Annotated in this window: 21 protein-coding genes and 2 tRNA genes; 13 read left to right on the top strand and 10 right to left on the bottom strand. The window is 72.1% G+C overall.

All coding sequences use genetic code 11. The features are described from left to right. Positions 1–7: 7 nt before the first annotated feature. Positions 8–730: an SDR family NAD(P)-dependent oxidoreductase gene (locus tag Actob_RS05100; RefSeq protein WP_284918891.1), complete on the bottom strand. Its 723-nt coding sequence runs from the start codon at positions 728–730 to the stop codon at positions 8–10. A 32-nt stretch (positions 731–762) separates the two neighbouring features. Continuing rightward, positions 763–1,581, bottom strand: a complete 819-nt coding sequence (locus tag Actob_RS05095) for a helix-turn-helix transcriptional regulator (RefSeq protein WP_284918890.1) — start codon at positions 1,579–1,581, stop codon at positions 763–765. A gap of 133 nt (positions 1,582–1,714) precedes the next feature. Here Actob_RS05095 and Actob_RS05090 point away from each other — a divergent pair, with 133 nt between their 5' ends. The 3 genes from Actob_RS05090 to Actob_RS05080 are packed head-to-tail and all read left to right on the top strand — an operon-like array spanning position 1,715 to position 9,044. Then, the gene (locus tag Actob_RS05090; RefSeq protein ID WP_284918889.1) at positions 1,715–2,278 is read left to right on the top strand and encodes a hypothetical protein; all 564 of its coding nucleotides are present in this window, start codon (positions 1,715–1,717) and stop codon (positions 2,276–2,278) included. Continuing rightward, on the top strand, positions 2,278–4,242 hold the full coding sequence (locus Actob_RS05085) for a flotillin family protein (protein WP_284918888.1): 1,965 nt from the start codon (positions 2,278–2,280) through the stop codon (positions 4,240–4,242). The genes Actob_RS05090 and Actob_RS05085 overlap by 1 nt, the downstream gene beginning before the upstream one ends. Beyond that, a complete protein-coding gene (locus Actob_RS05080; protein WP_284918887.1) occupies positions 4,239–9,044 on the top strand; it encodes a DNA repair ATPase in 4,806 nt (1,601 codons plus the stop codon). The genes Actob_RS05085 and Actob_RS05080 overlap by 4 nt, the downstream gene beginning before the upstream one ends. Position 9,045: 1 nt before the next feature. Here Actob_RS05080 and Actob_RS05075 read toward each other — a convergent pair whose 3' ends face one another. Both Actob_RS05075 and Actob_RS05070 read right to left on the bottom strand, forming a co-directional pair. Then, positions 9,046–9,648: an FIMAH domain-containing protein gene (locus Actob_RS05075; protein WP_407653686.1), complete on the bottom strand. Its 603-nt coding sequence runs from the start codon at positions 9,646–9,648 to the stop codon at positions 9,046–9,048. 62 nt (positions 9,649–9,710) lie between these two features. Continuing rightward, complete coding sequence (locus Actob_RS05070) at positions 9,711–10,955, bottom strand: cytochrome P450 family protein (RefSeq protein ID WP_284918885.1); 1,245 nt, start codon at positions 10,953–10,955, stop codon at positions 9,711–9,713. Between the two features lie 115 nt (positions 10,956–11,070). Here Actob_RS05070 and Actob_RS05065 point away from each other — a divergent pair, with 115 nt between their 5' ends. The 4 genes from Actob_RS05065 to Actob_RS05050 all read left to right on the top strand — a co-directional run bounded on the left by Actob_RS05065 (position 11,071) and on the right by Actob_RS05050 (position 15,168). Next, positions 11,071–11,568, top strand: a complete 498-nt coding sequence (locus tag Actob_RS05065; protein WP_284918884.1) for a hypothetical protein — start codon at positions 11,071–11,073, stop codon at positions 11,566–11,568. Between the two features lie 35 nt (positions 11,569–11,603). Beyond that, positions 11,604–12,704: a sensor histidine kinase gene (locus Actob_RS05060; protein WP_284918883.1), complete on the top strand. Its 1,101-nt coding sequence runs from the start codon at positions 11,604–11,606 to the stop codon at positions 12,702–12,704. Continuing rightward, on the top strand, positions 12,701–13,351 hold the full coding sequence (locus tag Actob_RS05055; protein ID WP_284918882.1) for a response regulator transcription factor: 651 nt from the start codon (positions 12,701–12,703) through the stop codon (positions 13,349–13,351). Before Actob_RS05060 ends, Actob_RS05055 begins: the two co-directional genes overlap by 4 nt. Positions 13,352–13,638: 287 nt before the next feature. Next, positions 13,639–15,168: a sulfatase family protein gene (locus Actob_RS05050; RefSeq protein ID WP_284918881.1), complete on the top strand. Its 1,530-nt coding sequence runs from the start codon at positions 13,639–13,641 to the stop codon at positions 15,166–15,168. Here the strand turns inward: Actob_RS05050 and Actob_RS05045 are convergent. Then, the gene (locus tag Actob_RS05045; protein ID WP_284918880.1) at positions 15,157–15,786 is read right to left on the bottom strand and encodes an NADPH-dependent FMN reductase; all 630 of its coding nucleotides are present in this window, start codon (positions 15,784–15,786) and stop codon (positions 15,157–15,159) included. The two genes, Actob_RS05050 and Actob_RS05045, sit on opposite strands and share 12 nt — an antisense overlap. Before the next feature lie 112 nt (positions 15,787–15,898). On the opposite strand from Actob_RS05045, the gene Actob_RS05040 reads away from it, so the two are divergent. Further along, on the top strand, positions 15,899–17,683 hold the full coding sequence (locus Actob_RS05040) for a glycoside hydrolase family 9 protein (protein ID WP_284918879.1): 1,785 nt from the start codon (positions 15,899–15,901) through the stop codon (positions 17,681–17,683). A 169-nt stretch (positions 17,684–17,852) separates the two neighbouring features. Beyond that, complete coding sequence (locus Actob_RS05035) at positions 17,853–18,053, top strand: hypothetical protein (RefSeq protein ID WP_284918878.1); 201 nt, start codon at positions 17,853–17,855, stop codon at positions 18,051–18,053. Between the two features lie 115 nt (positions 18,054–18,168). Here Actob_RS05035 and Actob_RS05030 read toward each other — a convergent pair. From Actob_RS05030 to Actob_RS05020, 3 genes are all read right to left on the bottom strand, one after another. Continuing rightward, positions 18,169–18,244 (bottom strand) — tRNA-Lys (locus Actob_RS05030). A gap of 36 nt (positions 18,245–18,280) precedes the next feature. Further along, on the bottom strand, positions 18,281–19,243 hold the full coding sequence (locus tag Actob_RS05025) for an SEC-C metal-binding domain-containing protein (RefSeq protein WP_284918877.1): 963 nt from the start codon (positions 19,241–19,243) through the stop codon (positions 18,281–18,283). Between the two features lie 67 nt (positions 19,244–19,310). Next, positions 19,311–19,386: transfer RNA gene (locus Actob_RS05020), tRNA-Lys, on the bottom strand. 133 nt (positions 19,387–19,519) lie between these two features. Here Actob_RS05020 and Actob_RS05015 point away from each other — a divergent pair. From Actob_RS05015 to Actob_RS05000, 4 genes are all read left to right on the top strand, one after another. Next, positions 19,520–20,758: a L,D-transpeptidase gene (locus Actob_RS05015; protein WP_284918876.1), complete on the top strand. Its 1,239-nt coding sequence runs from the start codon at positions 19,520–19,522 to the stop codon at positions 20,756–20,758. Between the two features lie 146 nt (positions 20,759–20,904). Continuing rightward, positions 20,905–22,158 carry a L,D-transpeptidase gene (locus Actob_RS05010; protein WP_284918875.1) on the top strand — a complete coding sequence of 418 codons (1,254 nt, stop codon included), beginning with the start codon at positions 20,905–20,907 and terminating at the stop codon, positions 22,156–22,158. 174 nt (positions 22,159–22,332) lie between these two features. Continuing rightward, complete coding sequence (locus Actob_RS05005) at positions 22,333–22,800, top strand: GNAT family N-acetyltransferase (protein WP_284918874.1); 468 nt, start codon at positions 22,333–22,335, stop codon at positions 22,798–22,800. Positions 22,801–22,804: 4 nt separating this feature from the next. Continuing rightward, positions 22,805–23,302, top strand: a complete 498-nt coding sequence (locus tag Actob_RS05000; protein ID WP_284918873.1) for a hypothetical protein — start codon at positions 22,805–22,807, stop codon at positions 23,300–23,302. Positions 23,303–23,390: 88 nt separating this feature from the next. On the opposite strand, the gene Actob_RS04995 is transcribed toward Actob_RS05000, so the two are convergent. Both Actob_RS04995 and Actob_RS04990 read right to left on the bottom strand, forming a co-directional pair. Continuing rightward, the gene (locus Actob_RS04995) at positions 23,391–24,188 is read right to left on the bottom strand and encodes an RAD23 family protein (protein ID WP_284918872.1); all 798 of its coding nucleotides are present in this window, start codon (positions 24,186–24,188) and stop codon (positions 23,391–23,393) included. Continuing rightward, positions 24,181–24,708, bottom strand: coding sequence for a SigE family RNA polymerase sigma factor (locus Actob_RS04990; RefSeq protein WP_284918871.1), 528 nt, complete (start codon positions 24,706–24,708; stop codon positions 24,181–24,183). Before Actob_RS04990 ends, Actob_RS04995 begins: the two co-directional genes overlap by 8 nt. Positions 24,709–24,714 lie beyond the last annotated feature (6 nt).

Here is a 24,714-nt window from a genome sequence, read left to right as displayed (position 1 = left end):
GCGTCGGCTAGAGCCGCATCCCGCCGGAGGCCTCGATCCGCTGGCCGTTGATCCAGCCGGTGCCCTCGCCGAGCATCGCCGCGATCACCCCGGCGATCTCCGCCGGCTCGCCCACCCGGCCCAGCGCGATCACGCTCGCCAGGCCGGCCCGGACCTGCTCGTTGTCGCGCAGCATGCCGCCGGCGAAGTCGGTGGCCGTCGCGCCGGGCGCCACCACGTTCGCGGTGATGCGGCGCGGCCCGAGCTCCTTGGCCAGGTACCTGGTGAAGACCTCGACGGCGCCCTTCATCGCGGCGTACGCCGCGTAGTTGTCGCCGGTGAACCGGGCCAGCCCGGTCGACAGGTTGATGATCCGGCCGCCGTCGGCGATCAGCGGGAGCAGCTTCTGGGTGAGGAAGAACATCCCGCGCCAGTGCACGTCCAGCAGCTCGTCGAAGGCCTCGACGGTGGTCTCGGCGATCGACGCGTGGATGCCGACCCCGGCGTTGTTGACCAGGAAGTCGAAGTCCTCGCGGCCGAACCGGTCGCGCAGCACCCGGCGCAGCTCGGCGGCGAACGCGTCGTACGTCTCCAGCTTGCCGACGCTGAGCTCCAGCGGGATGGCGTCGATCTTCTCGCCGGGGTCGCCACGGTGCGTGTAGACGACCTCGATGCCGGCGTCGATCAGGGCCAGGGCGGTGGCCCGGCCGAGGCCGCGGTTGCCGCCGGTGATCAGGGCGATCTTGGACATGGTGGTTCCTTTCGATGTCGCGTGCGGGGGTGTCACGACACGGCGGCGAGCAGCTGCAGCTTCTCGTGACTGGCCGAGCCGGGCGCCGCGGTGAAGACGAGCAGGGTGTGTTCCTGCTCCGGGTCGTACAGGTTCTGGCACCACAGCTCGAGCTCGCCGAGCTGCGGGTGGACCAGCGTCTTGCGGTCGACGTGGGTGAGGCCGACCTGGTGCTCGTCCCAGAGCGCGGCGAACTCCGGGCTGGCCGCGAGCAGCGCCGCGACCAGCTCGCCGGCCCGGCCGTCCGGATCGGCCGCGTACGCTCGCCGCAGGCTCGCCGTGAAGTACCGCCCGTGCCTCGGGTGGTCCCGCTCCGGGTAGACGCGCCGGCTCGCCGGATCGGTGAACCAGCGGTAGACCGTCGCCCGGGCCAGCCCGGTGAACCGGGTCTCGTCGCCGAACAGGGCCACCGCCATCGGTGTCTGCCGCAGCGTCTCGCCGAACCGGGACAGCACCATGGCCGGGGTGTCCGTCAGCCGGTCGACGATCCGCATCATGCCGGGGCTGATGTGGTCGTCACGCAGCGACCGGCGCGGCGCCGGATGCCCGCCCAGCTGGAACAGGTGGTCCCGCTCCGCCAGGCTCAGGTGCATGGCCCGGGCCAGCGCGGCGAGCATCTGGTCGGACGGCGCCGGCCCGCGCTGCTGCTCGATGCGCCCGTAGTAGTCGGCCGACATGCCGGCCAGCGCCGCCACCTCCTCGCGCCGCAGGCCACCGGTCCGCCGGCGGGGTCCGCGCGGCAGTCCGACGTCCTCCGGCTGCAGCGCCTCGCGCCGGGTCCGCAGAAAATGGGCCAGTTGTTCCCGATCCATGAGCCAAGTCTCCACTTCCGTGATCGCCCGATGAAGGCCATGGTTGTCCCCGGACTGTCTGTCCCTGGACAGCGCGTATTGACGCGGGCTGTCACCCTGTGAGCCCGCTGGGAGACACAGGAACGAGAGGTTCATGGGGAACGGATTCATCGAGGCCGCGCTGAGCTTCCCCACCGTTCTCCTGACCCCGCTGCTGCTCCTGGTGATCGGCTACTGGCTGGTGGTGATCGTGGGCGGCGCCGACCCGGAGGCCGGCCACGAGCACGGCGCCCTGCTCGGCGTGCCGATCCCGGTCTTCGTCTCGCTGCTGGTGGCGCTCGCCTGGTTCGGGACGCTGGCCGGCGCGCAGTGGCCCGGGCCGGCGCCGCTCTGGCTGGTCCCGCTCGCCGCCCTGGTGGCCGCCGCGATCGTCACCCGGCTGGTGGCCATCCCGCTGCGCCGGCTGCTGCCCACCGGCCCGGACGCCTCCCGCGCCGACTTCGTCGGCCTGACCTGCGTCATCCGCACCGGGCGGGTGACCCGCACGTTCGGCCAGGCCGAGGTGCATGCCCCGGACGGCTCGTCGGCGATCGTCCAGGTCCGCCAGACCGGCGCGGACGAGCTGGGCGCCGGCACCGTCGCCCTCATCTACGACGTCGACCCGGAAGCCGAGTTCTTCTGGGTCGTCCCCGCTGATATCGCCAAGAAAGGCCTTTGATGGACGTTGTCTCGACCGGTTTCGGTGTGCTTGTCGCCGTCGTCGTACTCATCGCGATCGGCGTGCTGTTCTTCCTCAGCCGGATGTTCCGGAAGGTGGAGCAGGGCAAGGCTCTGATCGTCTCCAAGGTGCGCCGGGTCGACGTCACCTTCACCGGCGCGGTGGTGCTGCCGGTCCTGCACAAGGCCGAGATCATGGATATCTCGGTGAAGACGATCGAGATCTCCCGCACCGGCCGGGAAGGCCTGATCTGCCGGGACAACATCCGCGCGGACATCCGGATCACCTTCTTCGTCCGGGTCAACAAGACCACCGAAGACGTGATCAAGGTGGCCCAGGCGATCGGCACCAGCCGGGCCAGCAACGAGGCCACCCTGCAGGAGTTGTTCAACGCGAAGTTCTCCGAGGCGCTCAAGACGGTCGGCAAGCAGCTCGACTTCGTCGACCTCTACACCAAGCGCAACGACTTCCGGGATCAGATCATCGAGGTGATCGGCACCGACCTGAACGGGTACAGCCTGGAGGACGCGGCCATCGACTTCCTCGAGCAGACCCCGCTCGGCTCGCTGGACCCGAAGAACATCCTGGACGCCCAGGGCATCCGGAAGATCACTGAGCTGACCGCCATCGAGGCGGTGCGCACCAACGACTTCCGGCGCAACGAGGAGAAGGAGATCACCCGCCAGGACGTGGACGCCCGCGAGGCGATCCTCGAGCTGGAGCGCCGCAAGGCGGACGCGGAGATCAAGCAGCGCCGCGAGATCGAGACCATCCGGGCCCGCGAGGAGGCCGAGATCGCCCTGGCCCGGGCCGAGGAGACGCTGCGCTCGGAAGCCGCCCGGATCAAGACCGAGCAGCAGCTCGGCGTGCAGGCGGAGAACAAGAACCGGGAGATCGCGGTCGCCGAGAAGAACCGCGAGCGGGTCATCGCGATCGAGACCGAGCGCATCGAGAAGGACCGGATGCTCGAGGTGATCGGCCGCCAGCGGGAGACCGAGCTGTCCACCATCGCGAAGGACAAGGAGGTCGAGACCGAGAAGCGGTCGATGGCCGAGGTGATCCGGGAGCGGATCGCGGTGGAGAAGACGGTGGCCGAGCAGGAGGAGAACATCAAGCGCCTGCGCACCGTCGAGGAGGCCGAGCGGACCCGCCAGGCGGTCATCATCAACGCCGAGGCCGAGGCCCAGGAGGCCCTGGTCAAGGACATCAAGGCGGCCGAGGCGGCGGAGGCCGCCGCCAAGTTCAAGGCCCGCGAGCAGCTGCTGCTGGCCGAGGCCCGGCAGCAGTCGGCCGAGCTGGACGCCCGCGCCAAGATCCGCCTCGCCGAGGGCATCCAGGCCGAGACGGCGGCGGCCGGCCTGGCCGACGTCCAGGTCCGCGAGCGCAACGCCGAGGTGATCGAGAAGACCGGCCGCGCCGAGGCCGAGGTGATCGAGAAGACCGGCCTGGCCGAGGCCGCCGTCGAGCGGCAGAAGGCGCTGGTCGCCGCCGAGGCGATCAAGGAGAAGCTGAAGGGCGAGGCCGAGGGTCTCGAGCAGAAGGCCGGCGCGATGGCCGCGCTCGACGACGTCACCCGCGCGCACGAGGAGTACCGCCTGCGGCTGGAGATGGAGAAGGAGATCCGGCTGGCCGGCATCAACGTGCACAAGGAGATCGCCGAGGCGCAGGCCATGGTGGTGGCGGCCGGCCTGGAGAAGGCGGACATCGACATCGTCGGCGGCGACTCGGTCTTCTTCGACAAGCTGGTCGGCTCGATCTCGCTCGGCAAGAGCATCGACGGGTTCGTCGAGCACAGCTCGGTCGCCCAGGCGGTCGGCGCGCGCTACCTCAACGGCGACGGTGACCTGGCCGAGGACCTGCGCAAGGTGGCCGGCGCGGTGTCGACAGCGGACGTGGCGAACCTGAGCGTCGCGGCGGCGGTGGCCAACCAGATCAGGAACGAGAAGAAGGACCGGTCTGAGTGACCGAGTCGACCATCGACGCGGGCACCTACGAGGTGCTCCGGGCCCGGCTCGCGGCGAAGGCCCGCGAGCTGGGCGCGCGGGCCGAGGCGCTGAACACGCGCCGGGTCGAGGTCTTCGGGGCCCAGCAGACCGAATTGCTGGGCGCCGAGCGGATCCGCACCGGCAACAACTGCGTGCCGGCCGACGTCGCGCCGGCCGGTGAGGCGCTGCTGTTCGGCGCCAACGCGTTCCTCGGGATGAAGGCCGAGACGTCGGTGGACGACGTGTTCACCGTGGTGGACCGGCAGTTCCAGCCGGTCCAGGTGCCCGGTCTGCTGGACGATCCGGGCTTCCGGCGGGACTTCGCCGAGCTGTACCGCTACTACAAGGAGACCCGGCTGCGGCAGCTGCGCCGGGTCGAGGGGCTGCTGCTCGCGGTCTTCCAGACCGGGGCGCGGGCCGACGACCTCAAGGTGCTGCGCTGGCGGGTCGGCCTGGACGGGTCGCTGGCGTACCAGGACGCGCGCGGGGAGCGGGACCACGTGCTCCCGCCCACGCACGACTTCACCTGGACGATCACCACCCGCGAGCAGCACGTGCTGGGCCGGCACCCGCACGTCTCGATCGAGGACGAGGTGTTCGTCGAGGCGGTCGGCGGCACGCTCACCGTCAAGGTGGAGAACAACACCGAGGACGGCGAGGGCATCTTCTCCGAGCCGGTCGACGAGCCGTTGCAGAGCCTCGCCGACGCGGAGATCTCGTACGCCCGGGTCGGGCCGATGATCCTGCTGCGGGTGCTGCCGTACCAGGAGACCGCGTACCGGTACCTGGTCTTCAACACCCGCACCCGGGACGTGCAACGCCTTGACGGGATCGGGCCGGCCTGCCGGCGGCTGCCGGAGGACCAGGGCCTCATCTTCCCCGGTGGCTACTACCTGGCCACCGGGGTCAGCAAGACCTTCGACCAGGACACCAGCGGACTGGCGTTCGAGCGGGTGGTCCGGTCGGTGAACGGCGAGGACGTGCTGCACGTCTTCCACGACGCCGGGACCGGGCGTTACCTGCTGCTGCCGTACAACGTGATCCGCAAGGAGGTCGCCACCCCGATCACCGGGCACGGCTACGCGATCTTCGACGACGGCACGCTGGTGGTGCTGCGCAGCCCGGGTGACGAGCCGGCCCGGGTCCATCCGGTGCAGGTGTGGCAGACGCCGTACGTCTCGGACGCCCACGCCGCGGCCCAGCCGGCCGGAACCGGACCGCTCGACCGGATCGGCAACGCCGATCTGGTCCGGGGCATCGCCGACGCGCTGTCGGTGACCCGGATGGTCGACGAGATGTCCGCCGCCGGGCCGGTCTTCGAGGCGATCATCGCGGCCTGCACCCGGGCCTTCGACACCTACCACTGGCTCGGCGACCCGGAGCTGGAAAATCTGGCCGAGCCGCTCACCGAGGTGCGGGCCGCGGCCACCCAGGTGCTGGACGAGTTCGCCTCGGTGCAGGCCCTGACCGAGCAGGCCGCGCAGGCCCTGGCCGACGCCGAGGCGGCGGCCGGCACGCTGGTCCGGCGCGCCGAGTCCGAGGCGCCGACCACCACCGACGGGTGGGTCGGCCGGCTCGCCGAGCTGCGCCGTGAACGCGGCCGGCTGGCCGGGCTGCGCGAGATGCGCTACGCCGACCCGGCCCGGCTGGACGAGATCGACGCGTCGCTGATCACCGCCACCGACGACACCGCCCGCCGGGCCGTCGAGTTCCTGCGCCGCCCGGACGCGTTCGCCGACTACCAGTCCGGTGTCGAGGAGCTGGCCGTCCGGGCCGCCGCGATCGGCACGGTGGCCGAGGCCGAGCCGGTCGCCGAGCGGATCACCGAACAGGCCGACGGCCTGCAGGTGGTCACCGAGGTGGTCGGCGGCCTGGAGATCGCCGACGCCACCGTACGAGTGTCCATCCTGGAGCAGATCGGCACGGTGCTGGGCGGGCTGAACCGGGCCCGGGCCACACTGGACGGTCGCCGCCGTGAGCTGGCGGCAATCGAGGGGCGCGCCGCGTTCGCCGCCGAGTTCGCGCTCTTCGGCCAGTCGGTGGCCGCCGCGCTGGCCGCCGCGGACACCCCGGAACGCTGCGACGAGCACCTGGCCCGGCTGATGGCCCAGGTGGAGACCCTGGAAACCAGGTTCGGCGACGTCGACGACTTCGGGGAGCGGCTGGCCGCCAAGCGGACCGAGGTCTACGAGGCGATCGCCGGCCGGCGCCAGTCGCTGCTCGACGAGCGGGCCCGCCGCGCCGACAAGCTGGCCGACTCGGCCCGCCGGATCCTGGACGCGGTGCACCGGCGGATCCTCACCCTGAACGACCCGGACGAGGTCAACACGTACTTCGCCACCGACCCGATGGTGGCCAAGGTCCGGTCGGTCGCCGACGAGCTGCGCACCGCCGGTGACACGGTCCGCGCCGAGGAGCTCGACGGCCGGCTCAAGGCCGCCCGGCAGGAGGCCGGCCGGGCGCTGCGGGACCGGCAGGACCTGTTCGGCGAGGGCGGGATCCGGCTGGGCCGGCACACCTTCGCGGTCAACGAACAGGCGATCGACCTCACCCTGGTGCCGCACGACGGCGGGCTGGCCTACGCGATCACCGGCACCGACTACCGCGCGCCGGTGACCGATCCGGGCTTTCAGCTGACCCGGGAGTTCTGGGACCAGCCGCTGATCTCCGAGTCCCGGCAGCTGTACCGCGCGGAACACCTGGCCGCGGCGATTCTCGCCGACGATCCGGCGGCCGCGGCCGCCGCGCTGACCGAGGGCACGTTGCGCGAGCTGGTGCGCCGGACCGCCGAGGCACGGTACGACGAGGGGTACGAACGGGGTGTCCACGACGCCGACGCCACGGTGATCCTGGACGCGCTGCTACGCCTGCACGCGGCGGCCGGGCTGCTGCGGTACGACCCGCGCACCCGGGCCGAGGCGCAGCTGTTCTGGGCCTTCCGTACCTCGCCGGAGCAGCGCAAGCTCTGGGCTCTCCGGGCGACCTCGCTGATCCGCGCCCGGGAGATGTTCGGGTCGGCCGGGGCGGCCCTGGACGAACTGCGGGCCGAACTGGACGCGGCCGCGGGTGTCCCGATCGGCGAGTACCTGGTCGAGGAGCTGGCTCTCTCCCCCGCGGGATTCGCGACCAGCGCCGGAGCGAGGACCCTGCTGGACCGGTTCCACCGGGAACTCGGTGGGGCACGGCTCGCCGACGACCTGCGGGCTCTGGAGTCGGATCTCGGCGCTCGGCGGCAGCTGGCCCACGCCTGGCTGGACGCGTTCCTCCAGGCCAAGCCCGACGCGGGCGACAGATCCGAGGTGGACGAGGCGGTGGCCGTCGAGCTGACCGGCACGGCCGTATCGAGATACGACGTGTCGGCCGCCACCAGCGAGACCGTGTCCGGCCTGCTCGGCGTCCACCCGCGGATCACCGACGGGCACCTGACCGTCCGGATCGACGAGCTGCTGCCGCGGACCCGCGACTTCCGCGACGTCCGGATGCCGGCCTACCGGGCGTACCAGAAGCAGCGGGCCGCGCTGGCCGCCGCCGAGCGCGACCGGCTGCGGATCGACGAGTTCAAGCCGCGGGTGATGACCACGTTCGTCCGCAACCGGCTGCTCGACGACGTCTACCTGCCGCTGATCGGCGACAACCTGGCCCGGCAGCTGGGCGCGGCCGGCGACGACAAGCGCACCGACCGGTCCGGCCTGCTGCTGCTGATCTCCCCGCCCGGCTACGGCAAGACCACCCTGATGGAGTACGTCGCGGACCGCCTCGGTCTGATCTTCGTCAAGGTCAACGGGCCGGCGCTGGGGCACGGCGTCACCTCGCTGGACCCGGCCGACGCGCCGGACGCCACCGCGCGGCAGGAGGTGGAGAAGATCTCGCTGGCCCTGGAGATGGGCAACAACGTGCTGCTCTACCTGGACGACATCCAGCACACCAACCCGGAGCTGTTGCAGAAGTTCATCTCGCTCTGCGACGCGCAGCGCCGGATGGAGGGCGTCTGGGACGGCCGGACCAGGACGTACGACCTGCGGGGCAAGCGGTTCGCGGTGTGCATGGCGGGCAACCCGTACACCGAGTCGGGCAAGCGGTTCCGGATCCCGGACATGCTCGCCAACCGGGCCGACGTGTGGAACCTGGGTGACGTGCTGGCCGGCCGGGAGGACCTGTTCGAGCTGTCCTATCTGGAGAACGCGCTCACCTCGAACACCGTGCTCGCGCCGCTGGCCGGGCGGGACGCGGCCGACCTGCCGTTGCTGATCCGGCTGGCCGAGGGGGACGAGACGGCGCGGGCCGACCGGTTGTCGTACCCGTACTCGGCGGCCGAGCTGGAGCAGATCCTGGCGGTGCTGCGGATGATGAAGCGGGTGCAGCGGGTGGTGCTGCGGGTCAACCAGGCGTACATCGCCTCGGCCGCGCAGGCCGACGCGAGCCGCACCGAGCCGCCGTTCAAGCTGCAGGGCTCCTACCGCAACATGAACAAGCTGGCCGAGCGGATCGTGCCGGCGATGAACGACGACGAGCTGGAGCAGGTGCTCGACGACCACTACCTGGGCGAGGCGCAGACCCTCACCGGCGGCGCCGAGGCCAACCTGCTCAAGCTGGCCGAGATCCGCGGCCGCCTGGACGCGACCCGCGCCCAGCGGTGGGCCGAGGTCAAGGCCGGGTACCTGCGGGAGCAGGCGCTCGGCGGGACCGAGGCGGATCCGCTGGTCCGGGCGGCCGGCGCGGTGGCCCTGGTGGCCGACCGGGTCGCGGCGGTGGAGGCGGCGATCGGCAGGTTGGGCCGTTAGCTCAGTCCTCCCGCGGGAGCTGGGCGCCGAGTTGCGCGGCGGCGTTGGCCAGGGCGGTGAACCCGTCCTGGCTGATGTCGCCGTCGTCGCGCAGGTCGACCAGCTTCTCGGCGAAGTCCCGGAGGCGCCCGGCGGCCTTCTCCCGGTCCTGCTTGCGCAGCGACTCGGCGACCTTGCGCAGCCGCTTGGCCAGTGCCCCGGCGTCGTCCCGTTCCAGCTGCCCGCGCCGGACCAGCAGGCCGAGCTCGCGCTGCATCCGCTGCAGCAGCACGCCGGGCCGGACCCGCACGACCGGCTCGGTGGTCGGCTTGCCGCTCGGCGTGCCGGTCGGGGCGGTCGCCGGGGCCGCGTCGGTGGTGGCCTCGATCGTCGGCGGCGCGGTGAGCTGCTGCAGCGGCGCCTCGGAGGTCACCGTGGCGGCCGCCGGGGTGTCGTCGTCCGGCCCGGAGACCGCCCAGTAACCGATGGCGAGCGCCAGGAAGGCGCCGGCCGCGCCGAGCACGATCCAGCGACGGCGCCGGCCGGCCGTGTACTCGTCCCGCTGCGGCACGGTCGGCAACACGGCCGTCGGCCAGTGCGGCGCGGACGGGCGAGGCTCCTGCATGTCGGACACGGCCGACATCTTGCCAGTTCACCCGGCCGCCGCAAGTTTCCGCTGTCCGGCCCTCACCACCGCACCGGCAGGCCGTCGAGGCCGCGCAGCAGCAGGCCGGGCCGCCAGCGCAGGTCCTCGGCCGGGACGTCGAGGCGCAGGTCCGGGTACCTGTCGAGCAGCGCGGTGAAGGCGATCTGCGCCTCCAGCCGGGCCAGCGGGGCGCCCAGGCAGTAGTGGATGCCGTGGCCGAACGCCAGGTGGTGCGAGGGAGGCCGGTCCAGGCGCAGCTCGTCGGCGTCCGGGTACTGGTCGGTGTCCCGGTTCGCGGACAGCAGCGAGACCACCACCGGGTCACCGGCCGGGATGGTGACGCCGCCGATCGTCACGTCCTCGGTGGTGATCCGGAACGTCGCGGTTTCGACGGGACCCTCGTACCGGAGGAACTCCTCGATCGCGCCCGGCAGCAGCCCGCGGTCCGCACGCAGGCGGTCCCATGCCGTGTCGCCGCCGGCGGCCCGCTCCCGCAGCAGCAGATAGATCCCGTTGCCGATCAGGTTGACGGTGGTCTCGTGGCCGGCCACCAGCAGCAGGAAGACCATCGAGGAGAGTTCCTCCTCGGTCAGCCGGTCCTCCGCGTCGCGCACCTGGATCAGTCCGGAGAGCAGGTCGTCGCCGGGCCGGGCGCGCCGCTCGGCGAGCAGCTCGTGGATGTACTTGACCATGGCCTCGATGGCCGGCGCCAGCCGCGGGCCGGCCTGCGAACCGGCCACCACCGCGTTCGACCACTCGCGGAAGTCGTCGCGGTCCTCGGCCGGTACGCCGAGCAGCTCGCAGATCACCTGGATGGGCAGCGGGAAGGCGAACACGTCGATCAGATCGGCCCGGTCCCGCCCGTCGAGCGCGTCCAGCAGCTCGGTGGCGATCTGCTCGATGCGGGGGCGCAGCGCCTCGATCCGGCGGCCGGTGAAGGCGGCCGAGACCAGGCGGCGCAGCCGGGTGTGGTCCGGCGGGTCGACGGCGAGCATGTGCCGGGAGATCGCGGCGCCGATGCCCGGCGCCATGTCGGCGGCCGGTGCCGCGCCGGCCGTCCGGGAACCACCGCTCGCCTCCCCGGACCCCATCGGGTACGCCCGTTTCGACAGCCGCGGGTCGGTCAGCGCCCGCCGCGCGTCCTCGTAGCGGGTGATCAGCCAGGCGTTCAGCCCGGACGGCAGCACGGCGCGGCGCACCGGGCCGGTCCGGCGCCAGTCCGCGTAGGCCGGATGCGGATCGGCCTGAAACGCCGGATCACCCAGGTCGACGATCTCCTGCGTCATCACTTTCCTCCCCGATTCACCGGTATCGACTGCCGACGATACCGGCGGGATTTCCACCCGGGCCTCCACCCGTGGGTGGCGGCGTTCCACCCGGCTCGATACCTACCTTCAGGGCATGGAAATCCTCACCGCGCTGCTGGTCGTCGTCGCTCTCACCTACGCCATGGTCCGCCGGTACCTCGGCGAGCCGCTCACCTCGCGTCGCCTGATCGTGCTGCCGCTGGCGCTCAGCGTGTACGGCGGCTTCGTGGTCGCCCAGACCGGCTTCGCCCACTCCACCGCCAACCTCACCGCCCTGGCGCTCTGCGGCCTGACCGCCGTCGGCGGCGGCCTGCTGCGCGGGCGGACCGTGCGGCTCTTCGTCCGGGACGGCCACGTCTGGTACCGCTACACGCCGGTCACCATCGCCGTCTGGGCCGGCCTGATCGCACTGCGCTTCGGCCAGGCGGCCGCCGCTGTCGCGCTCGGCGCCGACCGTGGCGTGCTCACCGCGTCGCTGCTGCTCGCCCTCGGTCTCAGCTTCCTCGGCGAGGCAGCGGTGGTCGGCCCGCGGGCGATGGCCACCGGCGTCCCGTTCGCACCGCGCCGGTCCCGGGTCGCCGCGACTCGCTGATCCCGATGACTCCGGCGGTTCGGCAGACTGGGCCCGTGCTCACCCTCGACCGGCAACGGCTGCTGCCCCTCTGGCGCCGGGTCCGCAACCTGATCCTCCTGGTCTTCGTCACGGTGGGGATCCTCCAGGACAACCGGCCCGGCGTCCGGCTGCTGACCGGTGTGGCGCTGGCCGGGCTGGGCGGGACCCTGCTGGCGCTGCGGATCCTGCCGCCCCGCCGGCACCTGATGGCCGCGTGCGTCACGATGGCGGCCGGGCTGTGGCTGATCGCCGTCGCCGGTCCCGGCATCGCCCCGATCTACCTGATCCTCGCGCTCGCCAGCTGCGCCGCCGTGCTCGACCTGGTGACCACCGGGGTGCTGGCCGGCATCGGGCTGCTCGCCCTGACCGTGGCGCTGGCCGCGCGGGACGTGCCGGTGGCCACCATCGCGATCTGGTGCGGCATCACCGGCGTGGTCACGCTGCTGGTGGTGCTGCGCCGGCAGCGGACGGCGGCCGCCGAGCAGGAGCGGCTGCTCGCCGACGAGCAGGCGCTGGCCGCCATGCTGGCCGAGCGGGCCCGGCTGGCCCGGGAGATCCACGACGTGCTGGCGCATTCGCTGTCGGCGCTGTCGGTGCAGCTGGAGACCGCGGCCGCGCTGCTCGAGCGGGACCGGACGGCGGAGGCCGCGGTGCTGGTCGACCGGGCCGGAACGCTGGCCCGGGACGGCCTGACCGAGACCCGCCGGGCGGTGAGCGCGCTGCGCGGCGACCCGCTGCCGGTTCCGGAGCTGGTCGGCGAGCTGACCCGCGGTTACGGGCGGGACCTGGACGCGCCGGCCACGTTCACCGTCGACGGCGAGCCGCGGGAACTGGACGCCGAGACCGGGCTGGCGCTCTTCCGGGCCGCCCAGGAGGCGCTGTCCAATGTGCGCAAGCACGCGCCGGGCAGCGCTGTCGAGACCCGGCTGGCGTTCGAGCCGGACGCGGTCGTGCTGCGGGTCCGCAACCACGGCCCGGCCGGTCCCCCGGTCACCGGCCTGTCCAGCGGGTACGGCCTGATCGGGCTGCGCGAGCGGGCCGAGCTGGCCGGCGGCACCGCGCAGGCCGGTCCGGACCGCGACGGCTGGCTCGTGGATGTCAGGATGCCGGGGTGAGCATCCGCGTGGTGGTGGCCGACGACCAGACGGCGGTCCGCGAGGGACTGGCCCTGATGCTGAGCCTGCTCGACGACGTCGAGGTGGTCGGCGAGGCGGCCGACGGTGACCAGGCGGTGGAGCTGGTCGGCCGGGAGCGGCCGGACGTGGCGCTGATGGACCTGCGGATGCCCCGCCGGGACGGGGTGGCGGCCACCGCGCTGATCAAGGCGCGGTTCCCGGCGACCCGGGTGGTGGTGCTGACCACGTTCGCCGACGACGAGCACATCCTCGGGGCGCTGCGCGCCGGCGCGGTCGGCTATCTGACCAAGGACGCCGGCCGGGTGCAGATCGCCCAGGCGGTGCGGGCCGCGGCGATCGGGCAGGCGGTGCTCGACCCGCTGGTGCAGCAGCGCCTGCTGGCCGCGGCGGCCGGTGACGCCCCGGCTCCGGCCGCGGCGCGGGAGCTGCCCGACGGGCTGACCGCCCGGGAGGCCGAGGTGCTGCGGCTGATCGCCGGCGGCCTGTCCAACCGGGAGATCGCGCGGCGGCTCCACGTCACCGAGGTGACAGTGAAATCACACATCAACCGGTTGTTCGCCAAGGCCGGGGTGCGGGATCGGGCGCAGGCCGTGCGATACGCCTACCAGCACGGCCTGTCGGCCTAGACCCGGCGCGGGGAGCGGGGCGGGCGGACCGGCAGGCGCGGCCGGCGAGGCATCGCGCGGACCGGGCGCTCCGGCCGGCAGCAATGACAGTTGGTGACCGCAACGATACGGGGATGCAGCGGATCTGCGCTGGCCACGGTGATGATTCCCCTTCCGGGCAGGGCTTGGGTATCCACTATGTGTCACCAGGATCGATTTACCCGGCCACTTGAGGTTCTTTTAAAGATCATCTCAGCGGAGGCTAACCTGGCTGTCACCACCTCGCCGGACGGAGCATCCGCAGCACCATGATTCCTCGCCTACGCCGTGCCCTCTGTGCCGTCCTCGCCGTCTCCCTGCTCGCGACGGCGGCCGGCTGCACGGGCTCCCGCCGGGGTGGTCTCGCCGACGCGCTGGCGCCGCCCGCCCCGACCACCGAGGCGGTGACCGCCAAGCGGCCGAACATCGTCTTCGTGCTCACCGACGACCTGTCGAAAAACCTGGTGCCGTACATGCCGGCGGTGCTCGCCCTGCAGAAGGCGGGCACCACGTTCACCAACTACACGGTGACCGACTCGCTGTGCTGCCCGTCCCGCGCGTCGATCTTCAAGGGGCAGTACCCGCACAACACCGGGATCTTCAAGAACCACGGCTCGGACGGCGGGTTCCAGCTCTTCCACAGCCGCGGCGAGGAGACGTCGACCTTCGCCACCGACCTGCGCGAGGCCGGGTACCGCACCGCCTTCCTCGGCAAGTACCTCAACGAGTACCAGCCCAAGGACGTGCGGTACACCGGCAAGCCGTACGTGCCGCCGGGCTGGGACGAGTGGTACGCCGGCGGCAACGCGTACCAGAACTACGACTACGCGCTGAACGAGAACGGCGTGGTCAAGCGGTACGGGCACGGGCCGCGGGACTACCTGACCGACGTGATCTCGGCGAAGGCGGCGAACTTCATCACCAGCTCGGCGGCGAGCGGCAAGCCGTTCCTGGTCGAGCTGGCCACGTACTCGCCGCACGCGCCGTACACCCCGGCGGCGCAGGACACCGGCAAGTACCTGACCGCGCAGGCTCCCCGGACCGGGGCGTACGACCGGGTCCCGGTCAACGCCCCGCACTGGCTGTCCCGCCACGCGCCGCTGACCAAGGAGCAGCGGCAGACCCTGGACCAGGAGTTCCGGCTGCGGGTGCGGGCCGTGCAGTCGGTCGACCGGATGCTCGCCTCGCTGCGGGCCACGCTGGCGGCGGCCGGCGTCGCGGACAACACCATCGTGGTGTTCAATTCGGACAACGGCTACCACATGGGTGAGTACCGGCTGACCTCCGGCAAGCAGACCGCCTTCGACACCGACGTGAACGTGCCGCTGATCGTCGCCGGGCCCCAGGTCAAGGCCGGTCAGACGGTCGACGAGGTGGTGGAGAACGTCGACCTGCGGCCCACCTTCGGCGAGCTGGCCGGGGCGAAGACGCCCGCCGACGGGGTGGACGGGCACAGCTTCGTGCCGCTGCTCACCGGCGCCGGCGACCCGGCCTGGCGGTCCACCGCGCTGGTCGAGCACCGGGATCCGGCCACCGACCCGGGCGACCCGGACTTCGAGAAGGACAGCGCCAACATCCCACCGGCGTACAACGCGCTGCGCACCAAGACGTTCACCTACGTCGAGTACGCGGACGGCTCGAAGGAGTACTACGAGCGGAGCCGGGATCCGCAGATGCTCAACAACATCGTCGGCACGCTCACCCCACAGCGGCTGGCCGAGCTGCACGCCGCGGTGGTCACGATGACCGCGTGCAAGGGGCAGGCGGCGTGCTGGACCGCCGGGCGCTCATTGAGCTGATCGGAACGGGGTGCCGCCGAACCGCGGCATGCCGGCCGGGCTGACCACCGGGTAAAGGCTGGACTGGACCTGCCAGGACGGCTCCGGCCGACGCTCGGCCGGCGCCCGGACCAGGGCCTGCAGCATGTCCCGCAGCGCGGTGAGCAGCCGTGGGTCGTCGATCAGGCCCTGCTCGTCGACGGTGCGGATGTCCAGCGGGAGGCGGACGCAGGCCGGCCGCAGCAGGCGCGCGCCGCCGTGCTCGAGCACCGACTCCAGCCCGGCCCGGGCGCCCTCGTCGCGGCCGGGCTCGACCACCGACAGCCAGGCGGCGGCCCGGCCGGTCAGCTCGCCGCCGTCGACCAGCCAGTCGAGCAGGTTCTTCAGGCTGCCGGGCAGGCCGCCGGCGTATTCCGGCGTGCTGAACAGCAGCGCGTCCGCGGCGGCCACCAGGCGGCGCAGCTGGGCGACCGGGGCCGGCGGCGGGGTCAGCCCCGGCACGAACGCCGGCAGCCCGGCCAGACCGGGATAGAGCGTGACGTCGAGACCGGGCGGGGCGAACCGGGCGGCGGTGCGCAGCGCGGCGCTGTGCAACGATCCGTCGCGCGTGCTTCCCGAGATCAGCAGGACGCGGGTCATGGCGCCGACGATACGTCCACACCCGCGGCGGCCCGCTCACCGACAACTGTCAGATCTTTGCCGCACAACGGGTGCGCCCGGGTGATCGTGGACTCGGTGAGGCTTGCGCCTCGTGAGCCTCCGTCGCTGGTGCCCGTCGTTTCTTCTGCTCGTCCTGCTGATCACCGCCTGTGACGCGCCGCGACCGGTGCTGCCCACCGCCCTGATCCGCGTCGACCAGGTCGGCTGGACCACCGGGGAAACCAAGATCGCGATGCTGCTGGCCCCCGGGGACGCCGCCGGGGTGACCGCCACCGTGCTCGACGAGGACGGTGACGCCGTGCTCACGGTCACCGCCGGCGCCAGCCGGGGCGCCTGGAATGCGCGCCTTCGCGCGATCAACCCCCTGGATCTCACCGGTCTGCGCCGGTCCGGGACTTTTCGGGTACGCCTGGACGACCGCTTCCACGCCGTCTCACCCCCGTTCCGGATCGGCCCGGCGGAGCGGCTCTTCGCGCCGCTGGTGACCGGGGCGGTGCACTACTTCCAGGCCCACCGCGACGGGCCCGACCAGGTCGAGGGGCCGTGGCAGCGCTCCACCGCGCACCGGGACGACCGGGCCGCGACGGTCTACCGCACCCCGGCGGACGACGACGCGTCCCTGGAGTCCACGGGCGTCACGGCCGACGTGAGCGGTGGCTGGTTCGACGCCGGGGACTACCTGAAGTTCACCCACACCACCGCGTACGCGCTGGTCGTCATGCAGCTCGTCGAGCGCGACGGCCCGGCGCCGGAGATCCTGGCCGCGGAGATCCGGCACGGTCTCGACTGGCTCGGCCGGATGTACCGCGACGGCGTGCTCTACACCCAGGTCGGGGTGGCCGGAAACGGTCACTTCCTCGGGGACCACGACGCGTGGCGGCTGCCCGAGGCGGACGACGAGCTCGCCGTGCACCCCGGTGACCGGCGCTACTACCAGCGGTACCGGCCGGTGTTCCGGGCGGCGGCGCCGGGCGAGCCGATCAGCCCGAACCTGGCCGGGCGGGTGGCCGCGGCGTTCGCCCTGGCCGCCCAGCGGGAGGCCGGCACCGACCCGGACCGGGCCCGGTCCTATCTGGACACCGCGGCTGCGATCTTCGACCGGGCGGACACCGATCCCGGCGGTGACCTGGTCACCACCGTGCCCCGCTCGTTCTACCCCGAGGAGAGCTGGGCCGACGACCTGGCGCTGGGCGCGACCGAGCTGGCCCTGGCCGGGACGGCGCTCGGCGACGGGCGGACCGCGGGCTGGACCGGGCAGGCGACGCGCTGGGCCGACGACGCCGGTGGCGGTGACGACGGGCTGACCGTCTACGACGTCGCCGCGCTGGCCGACGCCGAGCTGTACCGGCTGACGCCGGTCGCCTCGCTCGCCGCCGACCTGCGGCAGCGGCTGGACGGCGCGGTCGAGGCGGCGGGCGCGGACCCGATGGGCGCGACGTCCGGCAGCGGCGGGGCGGACTGGACGGCGCGGCAGTTCGGCTGGGCGGCGGCGGCCGGCCTGTACCGGCGGATGACCGGTGACGATCGGTACGCCGGGTTCGCCACCGCGCAGCGCGGGACGGCACTGGGCCGCAACGGCTGGGGGGTGTCGCTGGTGATCGGGGCGGGGACGGACTTCCCCAGGTGCCCGCACGACCAGATCGGGACGCTGACCGGGGTGCCGATGACGGGCGGTGTGGTGAACGGGCCGAACGCCGCCGACCGGGTGGAGTCGCTGGAGCAGGCGACGCCGGAGACGCTCTGCTCGGCGGGGTCCTACCCGGATTTCGACAGGCCGGACGCGCAGTACGTGGACGACATGCGGGTCTCGGCCACCAACGAGCCGTCCATCGACTTCACCGCGACCGGGATGCTGGCCTTCGCCCTCGTCCGCTGACCCCGGCCGTATCGGAGATGCCAGTGTTGCGCGCTCGGTGAACTGATTACTGAACGTAGGCGTATCCGGGTATGAGTCGCGTCGGCCGGGGATGCCCGGGACCGGTGGCGGCCGGACCGCCCGGCCCGGCGCGGCTCGTCAGACGACGAACGATCGGGAGTGATCCGCGATGGAGCGAACCGAACTCACCGTCAGCCTCGACAGCCCGGCCGACCCGGTCCGGACGGCCGAGTACACCGCGGCGATGTGCGGGGAGACCCTGGCCGGCGCGGCCTGGCTGGAGCAGCACGACGCCGAGTGTGACGATTACTGCAGCCGGGTGGCAGTCGTCTGCCTGAGCCCGCTGGACCGGGTGCTGATCACCGGCTGACGAGGCGAAACGGTCTGCTGGCGGCCGTGAGGCGATCCGGCCGACCGCGCACCCGAGACCGCGGCGCCCGGCCGGGAAAAGCGAAAGGGCCCCGGTCAAGGGGCCCTTTCGGATGTGGTGCGCCGCGTAGGACTCGAACCTACAACCCGCGGATTAAGAGTCCGCTGCTCTGCCAGTTGAGCTAGCAGCGCCCGCCAACGAGGAGAAACGTTAGCACACCCGCGGAGTCACCCCCGGGAGCGGGGGAGGCAGCACTTCTTGTACTTCAGGCCGGAACCACACCAGCACGCAGCGTTACGCTGCGGCGGCCACTCGACAGCGCCGAGGGCGTCGGCGATCTCGTCGGCGTAGGCGCCGTGGGTGTCCTCGGCGGCCGGATCGAGACCCTGGGCCTCGGCGAAGGTGAGCAGGCCGTCCACCGATCCGGCGAGCAGGCCCAGGTGGACGGTGCCGGACGCGGACCAGCCGGCCAGGGCGCGCTCCACTCCGGCCCGGTGCTGGTCCCAGTCCGCGTGGTAGCTGTCGGCGTGCTCCGGCCAGCGGGCGAGCAGCTCGGCGAACTCGGGCTCCGGCCAGAACAGCATCGCCCGGCCGCCCGCCGGGGCCGTGCCGTCGACCGCCGCCGCCATCTCGTGGTAGAGGTCGTCCAGGTCGTCGTGACCCAGCTCGAGCTCCTCGCGCACCCGGTGCCGCTCCTTGACCAGCTCGAACAGCTGCTCGACCCGGTCCAGGCCGGGATCGCGCTCCTCGGTCAGCGAGCGGACGGCGGCTGTCAGCCACTCCTCCGCGGCCTCGCCCAGGTCGCAGGCGGTGAGCGTCTCGGCCAGGTAGAACGGGGCCGCGGGATCGCGCAGCAGCTCCGGCCGGAGCGCGCCGAACTCGCGGCGCCCCTCGTCCGCCCGCCCCGACTTGACCAGCAGCTCGGCGCGGCAGGCGCGGGCGAAGCCGTCCTCCGGGGAGATCGCCACGGCACGCTCGGCGAGGCCCAGCGCGGCCGGCAGGTCGCCGGTCGCCTCGGCGATCTCGGCGGCCAGCAGCAACGCCTGCGGTACGTCCGCCGGGTCGGCGAGCCGGTCCCCGTCGACCGCCGCCACCAGCTCGGCGAGCAGCGGCGACGGGTCGTCGAGCGCCGCGGCCCGATCGGCGATGGCGTCCAGATCCTCGTGGGTGATCCTGGCTTCGGAAGGCACGGGCCACCCTAACCCGCGAAGACGACAAAGGCCGCGCCCACCGAACGGTGTCGCGGCCTTGATCGTTTGGTGCGTCGCGTAGGACTTGAACCTACAACCCGCGGATTAAGAGTCCGCTGCTCTGCCAGTTGAGCTAGCGACGCCTGGCAACGGAGAAAACGTTAGCACGACCTCGGAAGATCTTGGAAATCGCCAGGATCACGCCTTGAGGGGGGCCCGCGATTTGCTCCGGTGCGTCAGTATGTCTGCGCATAGAACTCCAGAACGGGGCTGACCATGGTTGACTTCCGCCGCTGCGTGGCCGCACTGCTGGCGCTGGCCGTGACCGCGCCGCTCACGGCATGTGGTGACGACGACAAGCCGGCGTACGCCGACCCGGCGGTGACCAGCAGCGCCGGCCCGGCACCGTCAGCGGTCCCGGAGAGCACCACCACCCCGGCGGCCCCGGCCACGCTCACCGTCACCCCGGCCGCCGGCAAGAAGAACGTGCCGACCAGCGCCGAGATCGGGCTCAAGGTCAGCAACGGCGAGGTGACCTCGGTCAAGCTCACCGACAGCAAGGGCAAGGCGGTCGCCGGCAAGCTCCGCGAGGACGGCTCCGCGTGGGTGCCGGCCAAGACCCTGAAGAACAGTGAGAAGTACCGGGCGGAGGTCACCGCGACCGGTGCCGGCGGCGCCACCACCACGGCGAAGACGACGTTCACGACGATGGGTGACGCGGCCCACCACACCGGCACCGGGCTCTACCTCTTCGACGACCACACGTACGGCGTGGCCATGCCGGTGGTGGTCGAGTTCCGCCCGGGGATCAAGAAGGCCGACCGGGCCGCCGTGCAGAGGCGGATGTTCGTGGAGACCGCCCCGGCCCAGCCGGGCACCTGGTCCTGGACCTCCAGCGGCACCCAGGCTTACTACCGCGCCCCGGAGTTCTGGCAGCCCGGCACCAAGATCAGCGTGCGGATCGCGATCGGTGGCCTGCCCACCGGCAAGGGCCTCTACGGCGACCGGGACCGGGCGGCGACCGCCAAGATCGGACGCAGGTTCGAGATGAAGGTCGACAACAAGACCAAGAAGATGACAGTGCTGAAGGACGGCACGACGGTCAGGACGATGCCGGTCAGCCTCGGCAAGCACAGCACCCCGTCGTCCAGCGGCACCATGGTGATCATCGAGAAGATGTCGCACACCGTCTTCGACACCACCGACACCGACCCGGTGAACGGCTACAAGACGCCCATCGACTACGCGCAGCGACTCACCTGGAGCGGTCAGTACATCCACTCCGCGCCGTGGTCCACCGGTGCGCAAGGTCACCGGAACGTGTCGCACGGGTGTGTCAATGTCTCGCCGTCGAACGCACGCTGGCTCTTCGACAAGACCCTGGTCGGCGACCCGGTCACGGTGAAGGGCACCGAGGACAAGCTGGAGTACGGCAACGGCTGGACGCCATGGAACGTGAGCTGGGAGAAGTTCGCCGCGGGCAGCGCCCTCCCGGTGCCCGCCGGGCTCGGCTGACCGGCATCGGGACGGGTCGCGATTCAGCGTTTCCCGCATCACACCGATAGGGAATCCAGTGACTCCCGGCACGAATCCGGGATTGGTCAACTGGCGATTTTGGAGCAGTATTGGGCGCCGGGGAGAAACGACGCCGTGAGGGGACCATGCAGATCGAAGGAGTCCAGCCGACGGAGCTGAGCCAGCCGGCCGCCAGCCGTCGCCGCCGGGTGCGGGCGACATTGGTCGCGCTGCTCGCGGGCAGCCTGCTGTTCACCGCCGCGTGCAGCGGCGGCAAGTCGCCGTCCTGGCAGGGCGGCAGTGACAACGCCGGCGGCGCGGCGTCCGAGTCCCCCTCCGCCGCCCCGCTGCCCAACACGGCCGAGGTCACCTCGCCGAAAGCGGCGGCCACCGGCGTCGAGGCCTGGTCCGACGTCAAATACACCAGTGACGACCCGGAGAACACCACCGTCAAGGTGACCGACTCCAAGGGTGACGAGGTCAAGGGCACCGTCGACAAGGACAAGCACGTCTGGCACCCCAGCGAGTCGATGGACTGGGGCAGCAAGTACACGGTGACCGTCACCACCCCGGAGACCGAGGGTAAGAACAACACGGTCTCCAGCACCTTCACCACCATGAAGAAGCCGGCCAACCTGGTGCGCGTCACCAGCTTCCTCGGCGACAACAACACGGTCGGCGTCGGCATGCCGCTGATCATCAAGTTCGGCCGCTCGATCCCGGAGAAGTACCGGGCCGACGTCGAGCGCAAGATGGTGGTCACCGCCACGCCCGCGCAGGAGGGCACCTGGCGCTGGATCAGCCCCACCGAGGTGCACTACCGCCCCAAGGTGTACTGGAAGGCGTACTCGAAGGTCTTCTACAAGGTCCAGCTCAAGGGCGTGAAGATGGGTGACGGGTGGTACGGCCGTTCCGACCTCACCGTCGACATGAAGATCGGCCGCTCGTTCGTCATGACGGTCTCCAACAAGACCAAGAAGATGACTGTCAAGCAGGACGGCAAGACGATCAACACGATCCCGGTCAGCCTCGGCAAGCCGAGCACGCCGTCGTCGAGCGGGACCATGGTGGTGATCGAGAAGAAGGAGCACACCGTCTTCGACACCACCGACACCGACCCCAAGGGCGGGTACCGCACCGACATCGACTTCGCCCAGCGGATCACCTGGAGCGGTCAGTTCATTCACGCCGCCCCGTGGTCGGAGGGCGTGCAGGGCCGGGCCAACGTGTCGCACGGCTGCGTCAACGTCTCCGAGGCGATGGGCGCGTGGCTGTTCAAGCGCACCATGATGGGCGACGTGATCACGGTCTCCGGCACCGAGGAGAAACTGAAGAACGGCAACGGCTGGACCGACTGGAACATGAGCTACGAGGAGTACAAGAAGGGCAGCTACCTCTGAGCTGATCGTTTCACCCCCGCTTCGGCACGGGCCCGGTCCTTCCGACCGGGCCCGCTGCTTTTTCCGGTACGCCCGGAGCCGCCCACCCACCCACGCGTCCACTCCCGGAGCCCTGCCCCGGCCGCTCCCCGCGTTCCGGGGACGGGGTGCGATGGCGGTCGTAACGTTCTGGGCGTGCACATCCGGCCGATCCATCAGGGGGACGCGCCGCGGCTGGCGGTGCTGCTCGAGCAGCTCGGTTTCCCGTCGAGCCTGCGGGACGTCCGGCACCGGCTCGGGTACTGGCTGGACGATCCGGCCAGCTTCCTGCTCGGCGCGGACGACGACGGCGTGCTGGCCGGGGTGGCGGCCCTGCACGTAACCCCGATCATCGAGGTGACCGGGAAGTTCGCCCGGCTGGTGGCGCTCGTGGTGGACGCCGAGAACCGCCGGCGCGGGGCGGGCCGGGCCCTGATGGCAGCGGCCGAGGAGCGGGCCCGGGCGGCGGGCTGCCTGTTCATCGAGGTGGCCAGCAGCCGGGAACGGCACATCGCGCATCGGTTCTACGAGAGTCTCGGCTACGCCGACACGCACGAACAGGCCCGCCGCTTCGTCCTCTCCCTCACCGGTCTCCCCCTACCCGGGCCCCGGGACGTAGCGTGAAGAGATGGCACGATTTGCGGGCTTTGTCGCGCTGACCCTGGTTGCCGGGCTGGCCGGTTCCGGCTGCGGTTCGACGACCCGGCCGTCGGCTCCGATCGCGCCGGGCACCGCCGGTGCCTCGGCGTCGGCCGGGCCGGGCGTGACCGGATCGGCGTCCGCCGGACCGAGCCCCGCCGCCGTCCCGCCCTCCCCCGGCCCGAGCGTGGCCGGCGGGCCGGCGCCGGTCGACGATCCACCAGGGCTGCTCACCTGCCGGGCGCTGGCCGCCGCGATCCGGGACGCGTCGCTCATGCAGCCCGGGGTGATCCCGGCGATCGTGGACGTCAGCGGGACGGCGGACGCCCCGGTCGCGGATGCCGCGGCGCGGCTGGCCGAGGCGTACCGGAAAGCGGTGGCCTCGCAAGGCACGGCGGGTGAGCCGGATGCGGTCGCGGCGGTCAGCGCGGCCGCCGCCGACATGTCGCAGGTCTGCGCGGACAGCGGCTTCGCCGCGACGAACTGACCGGGCGGGGGCTGCTGCCGTACCGGAAAGCGGCGGTCGCCGGCGAAGCGGACCGCGACCAGTCGCCGGCGGGGATGGGAAGTCCGGCTCAGCTCGCGGTGAAGGCCCCCGTGACCTCCACTTTCTGGTCTCCGGCCGAGACGAACGCGCCATACCGGTCGGCGCCGGTGGCGCGTCCCGCGGCGGCGTGCTCGTACTGGGCGGCGAAGACGTAGGCGCCGGCGGCGAGGGTGCCGCCCGGCTTGAGGGTGAACCGGTAGATCAGCGCGTCCTTCTCCTCGGTGACGCCGATCGTGATCATCTCGGTGGGGATGGTGCTCCAGCTGCCGGTGCTCCGCACGCCCTCGGTGCGCGCCACGCTGATCGCCAGGTCCAGCGCCGTCACCTCCTTGGCCGTGGTGAGCGTCACGTCGCTCTGCGCCCAGACGTCGGTGGAGTGCGGGTCGAGCACGCCGGTGGTGCTGACGAAATCGGACACCGGCCGGTAGGCAGACGAGGACTGCGGAGCGCTCGTCCGGTCACCGTGCGGCCGGGCCGGATCGCCGCCGGCGTGCTTCGGCCTCCCGGCCGGGGACGACGACGTGGCCGGCGGCAGGGGCGACCGGGCGGGCGGCGACGCCGAAGCGGTGTTCGTCGTCGCGGTCGGCGTCCGGTCCGGCTGGTCAGCGGTCAGGATCCGGATGCCGGTGAACCCGGCGACCAGGGTGGCCACCACCGAGGCGGCCGCCGCGACCGGCCGCAGCCCGGTGAACCACGGGAAAGGGCGCGGCGCCCGGACCGGCGCGGCCGCGAACCGCCCGCGGTTGATCCGGTCGAACATCGCGTCGCTGTCCGGCACGTGCCGTCCGGCCTCCCGGCGCAGCACCGCACCCAGGTCCTCACCCATGGTGACCTCCTCCCGTCATCAACGGCATGTCCCGCAGGAACTCGCTCAACTGGGCGGCGCCCCGCGAGGTGTGGCTCTTGACCGCGCCCACCGAGATGCCGAGGATCGCGGCGACCTCCTTCTCCGGCACGTCGAAGGCGTAGCGGAGGATCACGCACTCGCGGCGGCGCAGCGGGAGCCGCCGCAGCGCCTCCCGCACGTCCAGGATCGCCGGGGTGTCGGTCTCCCCGCCGCGCTCCCGGCGCAGCAGGCCGAGCCGGAGCAGACCGGCCCGTTCCCGGGTCTGCTTCTTGATCCACTGACGGGCCAGGTTGGTCACGATGCCGCGGGCGTACGCGATCGGGCTGTCCGCCGCCCGCACTCGCTCCCAGTGCCGCCAGACCTCGACGAACGCGTCCGACGCCAGGTCGTCGGCCACCTGCGTCTCGCCGGTCACGAGGTAGGCGAGGCGGGACAGGTCGGTGTGGTGTTCGTCGAAGAAGCGCCGGAAGGCGCGTTCGACGTCGTCGTGCTCCGGCACGCGGCT

It is taken from the genome of Actinoplanes oblitus, assembly GCF_030252345.1.
Classification (GTDB): domain Bacteria; phylum Actinomycetota; class Actinomycetes; order Mycobacteriales; family Micromonosporaceae; genus Actinoplanes; species Actinoplanes oblitus.
Note: the sequence above shows the minus strand (reverse complement) of the source record. Positions and strands in the feature narration are given on the sequence as shown.

Excerpts from the sequence above, each read along its gene's own strand:
- Actob_RS05100 (WP_284918891.1), bottom strand. The coding sequence starts at position 730 with ATGTCCAAGATCGCCCTGATCACCGGCGGCAACCGCGGCCTCGGCCGG.
- Actob_RS05095 (WP_284918890.1), bottom strand. The coding sequence starts at position 1,581 with ATGGATCGGGAACAACTGGCCCATTTTCTGCGGACCCGGCGCGAGGCG.
- Actob_RS05090 (WP_284918889.1), top strand. The coding sequence starts at position 1,715 with ATGGGGAACGGATTCATCGAGGCCGCGCTGAGCTTCCCCACCGTTCTC.
- Actob_RS05085 (WP_284918888.1), top strand. The coding sequence starts at position 2,278 with ATGGACGTTGTCTCGACCGGTTTCGGTGTGCTTGTCGCCGTCGTCGTA.
- Actob_RS05075 (WP_407653686.1), bottom strand. The coding sequence starts at position 9,648 with ATGCAGGAGCCTCGCCCGTCCGCGCCGCACTGGCCGACGGCCGTGTTG.
- Actob_RS05070 (WP_284918885.1), bottom strand. The coding sequence starts at position 10,955 with ATGACGCAGGAGATCGTCGACCTGGGTGATCCGGCGTTTCAGGCCGAT.
- Actob_RS05065 (WP_284918884.1), top strand. The coding sequence starts at position 11,071 with ATGGAAATCCTCACCGCGCTGCTGGTCGTCGTCGCTCTCACCTACGCC.
- Actob_RS05050 (WP_284918881.1), top strand. The coding sequence starts at position 13,639 with ATGATTCCTCGCCTACGCCGTGCCCTCTGTGCCGTCCTCGCCGTCTCC.
- Actob_RS05045 (WP_284918880.1), bottom strand. The coding sequence starts at position 15,786 with ATGACCCGCGTCCTGCTGATCTCGGGAAGCACGCGCGACGGATCGTTG.
- Actob_RS05035 (WP_284918878.1), top strand. The coding sequence starts at position 17,853 with ATGGAGCGAACCGAACTCACCGTCAGCCTCGACAGCCCGGCCGACCCG.
- Actob_RS05015 (WP_284918876.1), top strand. The coding sequence starts at position 19,520 with ATGGTTGACTTCCGCCGCTGCGTGGCCGCACTGCTGGCGCTGGCCGTG.
- Actob_RS05010 (WP_284918875.1), top strand. The coding sequence starts at position 20,905 with ATGCAGATCGAAGGAGTCCAGCCGACGGAGCTGAGCCAGCCGGCCGCC.
- Actob_RS05000 (WP_284918873.1), top strand. The coding sequence starts at position 22,805 with ATGGCACGATTTGCGGGCTTTGTCGCGCTGACCCTGGTTGCCGGGCTG.
- Actob_RS04995 (WP_284918872.1), bottom strand. The coding sequence starts at position 24,188 with ATGGGTGAGGACCTGGGTGCGGTGCTGCGCCGGGAGGCCGGACGGCAC.